The following is a 12364-nucleotide window of genomic DNA, read 5'->3' on the forward strand; positions in this document are numbered from 1 at the left end:
TCCGCATCGGCTTTACGATACTCTCATGTCTGAGCAGCAGGATCTTTCGTTCTTTACTCGAGTAGTACACGCGGGCACCGACGACGGCGAGCATCATGGAGCATTGTCGGTTCCCATCTATCACGCATCAACATTTGAACTTCCTGATGCGGATGAAGGGGCTGCGATACACAACGAGGAGAAACCGGGCTATTACTATGGCCGCTTGGGAAACCCGACCCAGTCCGCCCTCGAGGCCGCGATGTCAGATCTTGAAGGAGCGGAAGCTTCGATCGCCCTCGCCTCGGGTATGGCTGCGGTGTCGGGCGTTATATTGTCTTTGCTGAAGACCGGTGACCACATAGTCGCCCCGATCTCCGGCTATTCAACAACTGCGAATTTTCTTAATTATATTGCGGAGAACTTTGGGATATCATCCACATTCGTCGATGCCCGCGAAACTGCCGACTACGCAGACGCTTTGCAAGATAATACGAAGCTATTGTGGGTTGAAACGCCATCCAATCCGTTGCTGAATATCACGGATATCTCCGCCGTTTCCCGACTGGCGCGCGAACGCGGTCTATACTGCATAGTAGACAATACATTTGCGACCCCATTTAATCAGCTGCCTCTCTCACTAGGTGCACACGCCGTCATACACAGCGCGACGAAATACCTTGGCGGCCACAGCGATGTAACGGGCGGGATCGCTGCCGGAAATGCAGATGTGATCGAACGCGTCCGCAAGGGAGCAAACAAGTACTTTGGGGGAAACATCTCGCCAAATGCCGCGTGGCTAGTTCTCCGCGGGATCAAGACGTTAGCATTGCGGATGGAGCGGCACAATTCTAACGCATTCGCCATAGCACATATGTTGTCAGGCCATCCTGCTGTTTCTGCGGTCTACTATGCAGGCCTCCCGACACATGAAGGGCACGAGATTGCGAAACGGCAGATGTCTAAGGGGTTTGGCGGCATGGTGTCATTCGATGTCGGGAGTTTTGAGGCCGGAAAGGCATTTGTCAACAATGTGCGGCTGTGCAAACTTGCCACGTCACTCGGCGGAGTTGAAACGATCGTCCAGCATTCAGCCTCAATGACACATGCCACGCTGACACCTGAAGAGAAAACCAAGGCCGGCATTTCGGATGGCCTGATCCGCCTGTCTGTTGGCATCGAATACGCAGAAGACCTCATCGCCGACATTCAACAAGCCCTAGAACACATTCGATAAACAGAATATGAAATACATTCTTGCTTTGGATCAAGGGACAACGAGCAGCCGATCTATCATTTTCAACGAACACGGCGACACGGTAGCGACCGCGCAGCGGGAACACCGACAGATCTTTCCGAAGAGCGGCTGGGTCGAGCACGACCCGGAAGAGATATGGCAGGCGCAATCGCAGACCGCAATTGATGCTTTGGCCTCGGCAGGACTCCGATCTTCAGATGTTTCTGCTATCGGCATAACTAATCAGCGTGAGACGACTGTAATTTGGGTCAGAGAGACAGGTGAGCCGATCCACAACGCCATCGTTTGGCAGGACAGACGCACGTCCGCCCTGTGCGATGACGTCCGGTCACAACACGGTGCAATGATCCGCAAGCTGACCGGGCTTGAGGTTGATGCCTATTTTTCTGCCAGCAAGATGGCTTGGCTAATGGACAGCGTTCCTGAAGCCAGATCAAAAGCAGGAGATGGGCGTCTCGCATTTGGCACGATAGACAGCTGGCTTTTGTGGAAGCTGACCGGCGGGAAGGTCCATGCAACTGACCCTTCAAATGCATCGCGGACGATGCTGTTTGATATACACAGAGGCGAATGGTCCAACGAACTGCTTGATATATTCGCTATTCCGTATATGATATTGCCGCAGATCGTCGATTCGAGCGCTATCGTCGGTCAGGTCGAGTCGGTTGGCGAGCTTTCGGGGATCGCTATAGGCGGCATCGCCGGTGATCAACAGGCAGCCCTGTTCGGGCAAGGCTGTTTTTCGGAAGATTCTGCGAAGTGCACATACGGCACCGGCTGCTTTCTGCTAAAGAATACCGGCCTTACGCCGAGCCCGTCCGAGAACCGCTTATTGACTACGATCGGCTGGAGGCAGGGCAATGCGACGACATATGCGCTCGAAGGCAGTGTCTTCATCGGCGGAGCGGTCGTTCAATGGCTCCGCGATTCGCTCGGGGTCATCTCCAGCTCCGCCGATGTAGAGGCGTTGGCTAAAGAGGCTGCCGACAATGGAGGGGTCTATTTCGTTCCCGCGTTCTCCGGTTTAGGAACACCATACTGGGATCAGGATGCACGAGGAGCCATTGTCGGATTAACGCGGGGCACGGGCCGTGCCCATATTGCCCGTGCGGCGTTAGAGTCGATCGCTTATCAGACCGCGGACCTCGTCACTGCAATGAACGCCGACTCGGGGACAGCATTGAAGGAACTGCGCGTTGACGGCGGTGCAGTTGAAAATGACCTGCTGATGCAGATACAGGCCGATCTGCTGCAGATACCGGTCGTTCGATCTAAGGTTCGCGAGACCACAGCTTTGGGTGCAGCATATCTGGCGGGCTTGGCCGCCGGCGTTTGGGAGAGTACAAATGACATAGCCGCCCATTGGCAGGCCGACAGAGTTTTCGAACCGCGGATATCCGCGTCCGAGGCTGATGCCGGAAAGGAACGCTGGAATGAAGCCGTGCGGCGTTCGCTTGGATGGGAAAAGAAAAGCGGGGCTGAATGAAGCCCCGCATCAGTTCGATCATTCTCGTTGAACTACTCTCCGGAATCTTCTCCTTTTGATCTGCTTAGCTGAGGTGCAGCCTGCACTTGCGGCAGCGGCAATCCGACTCCGTCTGCACTTACAAGCGGTTCGGGCGAATCATCCTTCGGTTCACCTACCTCAGCGACTATCATCTTGCCAGCCTGCTTAGTAAACGTCAGCGATTCGCGTTCTCCGTCGTAGTCGATCATCACGAGGTCGCCCGTCTCCACCTGTTCGGTCGCAACGAGGTTTGACAGCGGATAAACAAGGAACCTTTCGATGGCGCGTTTGAGATGGCGCGCTCCGTATTTCAGATCGATTCCTTCGCCGAGCAGGAATTCTTTCGCGGCATCCGTGCATTCGAAAACGAACTTCGTACCGGCGGATTCTGTGATCCTGTCCTGAACCGACCGCAGCTCAATGTTCAATATCTGCCGGAGATGGTGCTCTTTCAGGCTGCGGAAAACGACGACCTTGTCGATACGGTTCATGAACTCGGGCGAAAACTTTCGTTTTGCGGCCTCGAGAGCGGTGCGGTAGATCTTAGTATCGATCTCGTTGTCTTCTTTTGTCTGGTCGGTCTTTGTGGGTGCAAACCCGATGCCGCCCGAGATCATTTCTGACATCTCGCGAGCACCGAGGTTCGACGTCATTATGACAAGTGTTTTCGAAAAATCTACTCGGCGGTTGTCACCGAGCGTGAGCGTCGCTTTATCAAGGATCCCGAGCAGAAGCTGCCAAAGCGAGTCCGACGCTTTCTCTATCTCGTCGAAAAGTACGAACGTGAGCTTCGTTTCCTCTGTATGTGCCTTGTCGAGATTTTCCTGCGTCAGCATCGGCGACGTTTCGCGATGTCCGAGGTATCCCGGCGGCGAGCCGATCAGTTTAGCGATCTCGTGGGAATGCTGAAACTCTGCGCAGTCGATCTTGACGACAGCATGCGGGTCGTTGAACAAAACCTCGGAAGCGGCCTCGACAACGCGGGTCTTTCCTGAGCCCGTCGGTCCCAGGAAGAGCATGGTGCCGAGCGGCCGTGACGGATTATTCATCCCGGCGAGATATATCTGGAACAGCCCGCTCATACGCCTTACGGCGCGCTCCTGACCGACGATCAGTTCGGAGAGCTTCCCCTCAAATTCGGCTGCACGCGGGCTCTTTCTGTCCGGATCGAGCAATATGCCCTTTCCGCTCATCTGTTTTGATTTGGCCGTATCCTGTTTCATCGCTAGTAATTAATGCTCGTCAGAACTTCCGTTGACCTAAACCTCGCCAGTCTTTCGCAGGAGGGACGCGAGCGGCTGACACTAAAGATGTTTTCAAAACATGTATCGTTGGCTGGACTTTGGAACGCGGGAGACTCACGTCCAGATGACGGCCGCGGGCATGAAGACCCTCGACGAGATTACAATTAGCACACATCCGAGGCTCGTGCAATAGGAAAACAGGCGAATCTCGTCATGTCGCCCGGCATCTCATGAAACATTACAGCCCGCAGGCGGTCTATCGCATGCGGGCTGTTCAACGCAGGTGACGAGTCTGCTAGTCGTAGTATTCCAAGCCGAGATGGGTGATCAGTTCCTCGCCTTTCATGTGACGCAGCGTATTTTTGAGCTTCATCAACTGGATGAAAAGGTCATGTTCGGCATAAAGCCCCTCCGCTGTTTGCGGTGCCTTAAAGTAGAACGAAAGCCATTCCTGAATTCCCTTCATACCGGCACGCTGTGCCAGGTCCAGGAAAAGTGCAAGGTCGAGCGCGAGCGGCGCGGCCAAGATCGAATCGCGGCAAAGGAAATCGACCTTGATCTGCATTTTGTATCCGAGCCAGCCGAAGATATCGATGTTGTCCCAACCTTCTTTGTTATCGCCGCGTGGCGGATAGTAGTTGATACGGACGACATGCGAAAAACCTTCGTAGAGGTCCGGATAGACCTCAGGCTGCAGGATGTGATCGAGCACCGAAAGCTTTGATTCCTCTTTGGTCTTGAAACTCTCAGGATCGTCCAAGACCTCACCATCGCGGTTCCCGAGGATGTTCGTCGAATACCAGCCCTCGAGGCCGAGCATCCTCGCTTTGAAGCCCGGAGCCAGGATGGTCTTCATCAATGTCTGTCCGGTCTTAAAGTCTTTTCCGCAGATCGGGACACGCATCTTGTCGGCGAGTTCGAGCAATGCCGGAATATCGACCGTCAGATTCGGTGCACCGTTTGCAAAAGGCACGCCTGACTTAAGGGCGGCATAAGCGTAGATCATCGACGGGGCAATCCCCGGATCGCTGTCGTAAAGGCCCTTTTCAAACGCTTCAAGCGACGAGTGTACATCGGAGCTCTCAAGAAATATCTCAGTCGATGCCGCCCAGACCATCACTAGCCGCGAGCAACCATTCGCCGCCTTGAAATCGGCGATGTCCTGCATCAGCTGTTCAGCGAGCTCCATCTTATTGGCGCCCTGCTTAATGTTGTTGCCATTGAGGCGTTTGACGTAGTTCTGTTCAAAAACCGCAGGCATCGGTTTGAGCGACGCAAGCTGTTCAGAAACATGTGCCAGCAGTTCCTTTTCCAGAACGCCGGCATTCAGGGCAGCCTCATAGGCGTTCTCTGCGAAAATATCCCATGCGCCGAACACAACATCGTCGAGTCCGGCGAGCGGTACAAGATCCTTTATAAGCGGCGAACGATTGTCGGTTCGCTTGCCGAGGCGGATGGTGCCCATCTGTGTCAGGCTGCCCACCGGCTGCGAAATGCCGCGGCGAATTGCTTCAACGCCGGCTACCAAAGTCGTACTCACGGCACCGAGGCCGACCAACAAAATACCAAGCTTTCCTTCTGCAGGAGCTATTTCTACTCCGGGTTCGATCATTGTTTCTTCTCCAAGAAATACAAAACTATAAGGATAGACCTCTGCTGAGGTTAAAGCAAACTAAACAGCGGAGCGCCGACGATAAACTTGCGGGTCGATCTCGGCAAAGATGTTATCGCGCATTTCGATCTCGACCAGCAGCTCCAGTTGTTGATCGGACAGTTCGTTGCCGCCGCCCACATGCATTTCCAGCATCTCGGAGATCATATTGAAACGCTGAATGTGCGACTGAAAACGGCGTGATGAATACTGCACCGTGGTTCCCTGATAGATCTGGAACGCCCAGTCGGAGGACTGTGCCAGGAGGAGCTCGCGGGCAAGTTGTTTGAGTATCCGGTCAGTGGTTATGCCGTCAGGGGAGTTTGGCTCCTGAATATCGCCGGCGTCAGCATCACGCGAAAACGCGTCACTCAAACCCGTCATCCGGCGTTCGGCATCGTGCTGATACGGATACATCCACGAATTATTTTCGTTGATCCAGACCTTGTAATAGCCGTTCTCGCCCCAGCTCGAGGCCGTCGGCTGCTGCACCTGTATCGGCAGACCGGAATCGAGAAGATCGCCGGGCGTGATGCATTCGATCTCGTTCTGATCGAAATGGATCTTCTTGAAAAAGAAATCCAGGAACTGCGGCCCTTCGAACCACCAATGCCCATAAAGCTCTGCATCATAAGGCGAAACCACCAGCGGCGGATGGCCCTCGAAAGTCTGCCGCAGTGCGATCGCCTGGCGAATGCGTTCGCCGATGAAATGGCTGGCGTTCTCAGCAGCCTTTTCGCGTGCTAGCGCCGGAATGTACGGCTGCTTCATCTGCTGCGGAACATCGCGGCCCGTGATGCGGTGATATTTCAGCCCGAGGTGACGGCGTTCGCCGTCCGAATGCAGATGCGGCCGCAGGAATTCCATCGGAGCGTCCCAGCCGATGTCGCGGTAAAACTCACGATAAACGTCGTTCCCCGGATAGCCGATCTCAGCGGACCAGACCTGTTGGCTTGTTTCCACGTCGCGTGCGAAAACGGCGGTTCCGTTCGGACACACGACCGGAGCATGGACGCCGTAACGCGGCCGCGGATCGCCGTAGAGAATGGCGTGCGTATCTGAAATGAAGTATTCGATACCGGCTTCTTTCAGCAGGTCTTCGACGCCGGGCTCATAGGCGCACTCCGCCAGCCAGATGCCCCTCGGCCGCCGGCCGAAATGCTTTTTGTAATTCGTAACCGCAATTTCTATTTGTGCACGGCGGGATTCGTAAGTCGATATCAGCGGCAGAAAACCGTGAGTCGCACAGCATGTGATGATCTCGATCACGCCTTCGTCCTGCAGCTCTCGGAAGGCATTGACCAAATTTCGGCCATAACGATCATTCCACAGGTGCAGCGACGCGGTCAGGTTATCGACATACATCTTCGCAGCGTCGTGGAATTCGCGGTCGTTTGTACGCGTGCGGTGTTCTTCCTTTTCGGCGAGTTCGATCAGGTTTTCCAGATGCCGCGTGTAGCGTTCCTGCAGCAGCGGATCGGCCAGCATTTCGCACAGCGGCGGAGAGACGTTCATCGCCAGACGCGGTGTCGCACCGGCCTCGTGCAGCGACTGAAAAATAAAGATCAGCGGCAGATAGACCTCGGTTATCGCCTCGTAAAGCCAGTCTTCTTCCAGAAATTCGGGATATTCGGGGTGCCTGACGAACGGCAGGTGTGCGTGGAGAATAAGGCTGAAATAACCGCTCGGCATTAGCGATATATTAGAACACGATGAACAGGATAGACAGGATGCAACTTAATATCCTGCTTATCCTGTCCATCCTGTTTGAATTCTGCTAGCGCCCGATCGAGTGCGAACTCACCGGATTGTATCGCGGCGAATAACTCGTTTTTGCCGACAACTTTCTCTTCTTCAACTGTTTTGGAAAATGCACGAGGCTCGCGCCGTAAACGGCTGACGAGAATTCCTCCTCGGTCCATTCGCTTTCGTCGATGTCGAAATATTCGCCAAGTGCTTTCCGCGCATTTTCGGCGGCGAGGTTTTCGGCATTTTCCTGCAGGATCGCGAAAAGTGACGGTCCAACGCGCCAGCGAAGCTCCTCAAGCGTGCGTCCCGCGGCGATGGCGATCATCGCGAAACGGATATCCTCGGCGGTGATGCCGTTCAGGGCGAATTCGCTTGTATCGACGAACTGCGAGAAAGCGATCTGCGTCGCGTTGTCCGCGGTGACCGGATCATCGCCGGCAAGCGCGACGTCGTAAGCGTCGCGCGTAAAGCCGGACATATCGAGCACCTCGGCGAATTTGTTCGCCGATACTGTCCATTTCGCGTCGCTCGCGGGCCGCGGGCTGGGGCTGCGTCGGGGCGTCGTGACGGAGTTTGAATACAGAATGCGAAAATACGGACGATTGACTGCGTAAAACCCCAGTTCAGCCTCATATTCGCCGTCGGGCTCGACATTGAACCACCAATTGCCCTCGGCATCGCACGGAAATATTTCTTCTGTATCCCGTTTCAGGTCCTTAAGTTTAAGGACAAGACGATAGCTGCCGAGGTCTTCGCCGAATATCGCACGCAGACGCTGCCACGGATTTTCGCGTATTGACCAATAGAAATATAGCCGCGTCGGCGACTGCATCAACAGCTGCGCACGGTTCTCGCGTTCGAGGTCCGGCAGTTCTACATTTGCCAACGCCTTGAACACGGGCGAGAGTTCGACCTCAGGCTCCTTGCGGGCAATTTCCGCCGTTGCGTCAACGACGGCGGTTTCCTCGGCCACAGCGACAGCCGAAACGGCCTTTGGCTCTGCCTTTTTGCGGACCGCAGTATTACGCTTCTTTGGAACCGCTTTAGCCTCGATAGTTTCAGCAACCGCTGTCTCTACCTTTTTCTTGCGAACTGCTCGCTTTTTGACCGGCGAACTCTCAACCGCCGGCTCGGCGAATGCATCGGCAGCGACAACAACGGGCTCAGCGAGTGCCTTTTTGACGCGAGGCTTTTTCGGCGCGGGTTTCCTAGGATCCGCCGCCTTTACTTCGACCGCATCTACGACCTCGGCAAAAGGATCGATCTGCGTCTCAACAGTTGATTTTACGGCCTTTCGCGTCGGTGTTCTCTTCTTTTTCTTTTCCTCTGTCGCCATAACTCACCTTTCGGCAAACTAACAGTATGCGATTTTTAGGCATTGAGTTACAACCCTTACGACCTACCTGTAACGTTCACTTAACCTTTGCCATAGGCCTCTGCCGCCCGAAGAGGTTTATGTTCCTTCAAGAAAAACGTGTTAGGATAAGGTGGTTTTTGAGTGAAAAGACTATGAGATATTGCCCGAAATGCAACGCCCGCTTCGACGAAGAGATAATCAAATACTGCACTATCGACGGCACAGAGTTGATCGAAGAGCCGAATTTCATCGATGCTGCGGACGATGACCTCGGGCAGGAGACCGTTATTCGGCCGCGGCCGGACAGCACGGCTTCGCAGCCGCGAGAGCGCATCGTTGTCCCCACGGAACAACAGTACCGCGAACAGAACGTCCGACAGGCACAGCAGCGGTCGTATTATCCGCCGCCGCCTCCGCCCAATACGACAAAAACCGTAGTGCTGACCGTCATCGGCACGCTTGCTGCAGTTGGCTTGGGTGCTTTGCTTTTTTGGCTCTTTCAGGGTTCGCCTGCGACAAATCTCAACGTGAACACGAACGCTAATCTGGCGAATCAGAATACTAATCTGAATACGAACCTGGCATTTGATTCCAATTTCAATTTCAACGCAAACCTGAACACCAACTATAATTTGCCGCCGCTGAACTTGAACTTGAATCTGAACACCAACGCGAATATGCGGCCGTCGCCGACAGCTACACCTTCGCCAAAGCCGAGCCCGACGCCGACCCCGCGGCCATCGCCGATAGAGGACGACTCGCCGGACCCGACACCGAACCGCACTCCGACACCGAACCGCACTCCGGCAGCGAACCGTCCGCCCGCGAACAGCGCAGCTCCGGCAGGTACGCCCAGAACAGGCCCGCGTCCGCCTGCGGGGGCAGCGAACAGGCCTGGCGACGGAAGAAAATAGTTTCCTTTATCTTAGATCTAATGCAGCTTCGACCGCTTTTCGCGGATCGACGACGCCCCAACCTTGCCTGTCGACCTCGTAATGCGGCAACCTCTCGGCTGTCGAAATTAGGATCTTTTTCACTTGCGACGGCGTCAGATCGGAATTAGCCTCGAGCATCTGCGCGACGATCGACGAAACGATAGGTGCCGAGAACGAAGTGCCGTCAACGTATTTGTAGTGTTTCGTGATGACGTTCTCGCGGCGGAGCTTCAGCGTAATGATCTGGCGAATGCTGTGGACAGGCCTATCGAAAGCAGCGTCGAGTTCCGGGTCGATGCCGGAGTTTTCGGCAATGATCCGGTGAAGTTCGTCATCATCACTTTTGTCCAGCGAGTCAAGCAATTCTGCCTGTGCTGAGGTTGGTGTGTTCGGCAATATCGGGGCCGGCACCCAGATCGATGAGGCGATGACCTCTGGCTTTTGAAGGCCGTCGATGGTCGGGCCGTAAGACGATCGGTACATGCCGCGGCGTGCACGGTTTATGGAGTTGTTGTCATCGAGACCGCCGACCGCTATGCACGACGGAGCGCTCGCAGGCGGCACTACGGGATGGCCGGGCTCATGGCCCGCATTGCCGACAGCACAGACGACTGTAATGCCCGCGGCGGAACATTCCTCAACGAGCTGTGACAGAGGATCGTGCAGATAACTTTGTTCGTCGTCCCCGCCGGCCGAGATATTTACGACGCGTATATTGAACCGCTCGCGATTGTCATAAACCCACTGCAGCCCTTCGCGGATATTTTCGTCAGTGATACGGCCGGTCCTCGCCAGCTTGATCAGAACCACGTCAGCTTCTGACGCGATGCCTCGATAAAAGCCGTTCGACAGTGAACCATTGCCGGCAGCTACGACCGAGGTCATCATGCCGTGCCAGCTGGCGACGTCGGGCTGGAACAGCGACGTCAGGTCGCCGTCGTCATGGAGCATGTTGCGGTAAGCGAGGATGCGGTTGACCGGCGTGGTCAGATCGACGTGCGGATAAAAGCCTGAATCGAGAAATGCGATGGTCACGCCGCGTCCCGTAAAGCGCTCGTCAGCGTCGAGCCGGAGCGGTGTCGAAAGAACGTGCGATCCGTCCTTCTGCATCGCGGCCTCTTTGATGATCTGTTCTTTCGCTCGTTCAAAAAGCCGAACGCATCGCGAACATACCGCCTCAAAATTGTGCGTATCCGGAGCGTTTGCACGCACGAGTTTTTCCAGATCGTTTGAAAGGGCCGCCAGCGGAATGTATTCATCGTCGGAACCGCGTGCGCAGACCGGGCACGACCGCTCGCCGGCGGCAATATCGGCCTGGGTCCTTTCGCGAAACGGAACTACGTTCTCCCTGGGGGTCATCGTCGGATTTTAAGTTTTCCACATGGCACGTTTAAAATCAATGATCGTAAATGGCACGAAAGACAATAGGTTTGGCGTTGTCCGGCGGCGGAGCCAGAGGCTTTTCGCAGGTCGGCGTTCTGAGAGCATTGGCGGCGAACGGAATTGTGCCTGATATGGTCGCAGGTACATCTGCAGGATCGGCCCTCGGAGCATTTGTCGCGGCGGGAATGACTGTAGATGAAATTACAGGGCTTACGGCGGAAATGAAGTGGAGTTCTGCGGTGCGGCCGGTAGTTTCGCCAATGGGCTTCTTCTCGAATCAACCGCTCGGCACATTTATGCGAAAAAATCTTCCTGTCAGCGAGATCAGTGAACTAAAGCTGCCCTATGCCGCTGTCGCCTTTGATATCGTCAGCGGTGAAGAGGTCGTCATCAGCAGGGGTGACATCGCCGAGGCCGTTCGAGCGAGTTGTGCGGTGCCGGGAATTTTTACACCGGTGCGGACAAGAGACGGCAAGGTATTGGTTGACGGCGGCGTGACATCGATCATGCCCGTCGATCAGGTGCGGGCGATGGGAGCGGACATTGTGATCGGCGTCGATCTGGTCAGCTGCGGAGCTTCTTTCAGGGCAGATCCCAAAACAGCGGTCGGCGTGATGATCCGCTCAGCCCTGACCCTGTTGCGCACATCCGCTCTCGAGCAGCGTCTGCGAGCGGACATCGTTATCGATCCCGCGATCGCCCATATCCGGCCGGACCAGCTAAAACGAAAGCAGGAGCTGATGGAACTCGGAGAGGCGGCCGCTCTGGAAAGAATCGAAGAAATAAAAGCTATGGCCGGCGAAAGCGTTTGACAGAGGATGGTGCCGGTTTGGGTGTGAGCGTGTTTTTCGCAGCACCGTTGATCGTGAAAGGCAGATCTTCGGACCGAACGCCGTTCACAAAGAGATCGACACGATATTTGCCCGGCGTCCATCTGCCTTGGGGCCTGCCCGTGAAATTGACCCTGGTTTCGCCTCGTTTGGTCGTGTAGCTGGCATTAAGGACCTTGCTGTTTGCCCGCACGCCTTTGACATCAACCGCGATGAGTTCCATTTTTACGGTCACCACCTCATCCGTATCGAGCATTATCACGCAGTATATCGGAATGTCATCAGTATCGAACTCGTTTGCAGCCTCGCCTGCAGTGCCGTCGCCGTTATCCTTGGCGAGATACGCCTCCGCAATGCCGCCAAAGCCGGCCGGTGCTCCTGCCGGCGGAAACAATATGCTCAAGCCCGAAACGATCAGCAATAGAACAGAACCCAAGGTCATTCAATTGCTAAGAGTTGTGTGATGCGGAT

10 protein-coding genes are annotated in these 12364 nt (G+C 55.2%); 4 read left to right on the forward strand and 6 right to left on the reverse strand.

The window, feature by feature from the left end:
- The first annotated feature begins 25 nt into the window (after window positions 1-25).
- Together IPM50_08415 and glpK are read left to right on the forward strand one after the other, a co-directional pair.
- A complete protein-coding gene (locus tag IPM50_08415; protein QQS31710.1) occupies window positions 26-1216 on the forward strand; it encodes a PLP-dependent transferase in 1191 nt (396 codons plus the stop codon).
- Window positions 1217-1223: 7 nt separating this feature from the next.
- The gene (gene glpK, locus IPM50_08420; protein ID QQS31711.1) at window positions 1224-2723 is read left to right on the forward strand and encodes a glycerol kinase GlpK; all 1500 of its coding nucleotides are present in this window, start codon (window positions 1224-1226) and stop codon (window positions 2721-2723) included.
- A 32-nt stretch (window positions 2724-2755) separates the two neighbouring features.
- Here the strand turns inward: glpK and IPM50_08425 are convergent, their stop codons facing one another.
- The 4 genes from IPM50_08425 to IPM50_08440 all read right to left on the reverse strand — a co-directional run bounded on the left by IPM50_08425 (window position 2756) and on the right by IPM50_08440 (window position 8724).
- Window positions 2756-3937, reverse strand: a complete 1182-nt coding sequence (locus IPM50_08425; GenBank protein QQS34489.1) for an ATP-dependent Clp protease ATP-binding subunit — start codon at window positions 3935-3937, stop codon at window positions 2756-2758.
- A gap of 346 nt (window positions 3938-4283) precedes the next feature.
- A complete protein-coding gene (locus IPM50_08430) occupies window positions 4284-5600 on the reverse strand; it encodes an inositol-3-phosphate synthase (protein QQS31712.1) in 1317 nt (438 codons plus the stop codon).
- A gap of 60 nt (window positions 5601-5660) precedes the next feature.
- Window positions 5661-7331, reverse strand: a complete 1671-nt coding sequence (locus tag IPM50_08435) for a DUF1957 domain-containing protein (GenBank protein QQS31713.1) — start codon at window positions 7329-7331, stop codon at window positions 5661-5663.
- 85 nt (window positions 7332-7416) lie between these two features.
- Window positions 7417-8724 (reverse strand): DUF4912 domain-containing protein, encoded by a 1308-nt coding sequence (locus IPM50_08440; GenBank protein QQS31714.1) that lies wholly within the window; start codon window positions 8722-8724, stop codon window positions 7417-7419.
- A gap of 173 nt (window positions 8725-8897) precedes the next feature.
- Between IPM50_08440 and IPM50_08445 the strand changes: the two genes are divergently transcribed.
- Window positions 8898-9659, forward strand: a complete 762-nt coding sequence (locus tag IPM50_08445; protein ID QQS31715.1) for a hypothetical protein — start codon at window positions 8898-8900, stop codon at window positions 9657-9659.
- Window positions 9660-9665: 6 nt separating this feature from the next.
- Here IPM50_08445 and IPM50_08450 read toward each other — a convergent pair whose 3' ends face one another.
- Complete coding sequence (locus IPM50_08450) at window positions 9666-10790, reverse strand: S8 family serine peptidase (GenBank protein ID QQS34490.1); 1125 nt, start codon at window positions 10788-10790, stop codon at window positions 9666-9668.
- A 299-nt stretch (window positions 10791-11089) separates the two neighbouring features.
- On the opposite strand from IPM50_08450, the gene IPM50_08455 reads away from it, so the two are divergent.
- Entirely contained in the window at window positions 11090-11875 is a 786-nt protein-coding gene (locus tag IPM50_08455) for a patatin-like phospholipase family protein (protein QQS31716.1), read from the forward strand.
- On the opposite strand, the gene IPM50_08460 is transcribed toward IPM50_08455, so the two are convergent.
- Window positions 11853-12335 (reverse strand): hypothetical protein, encoded by a 483-nt coding sequence (locus tag IPM50_08460; protein ID QQS31717.1) that lies wholly within the window; start codon window positions 12333-12335, stop codon window positions 11853-11855. The two genes, IPM50_08455 and IPM50_08460, sit on opposite strands and share 23 nt — an antisense overlap.
- Window positions 12336-12364 lie beyond the last annotated feature (29 nt).

The organism is Acidobacteriota bacterium, assembly GCA_016700075.1.
Taxonomy (GTDB): domain Bacteria; phylum Acidobacteriota; class Blastocatellia; order Pyrinomonadales; family Pyrinomonadaceae; genus OLB17.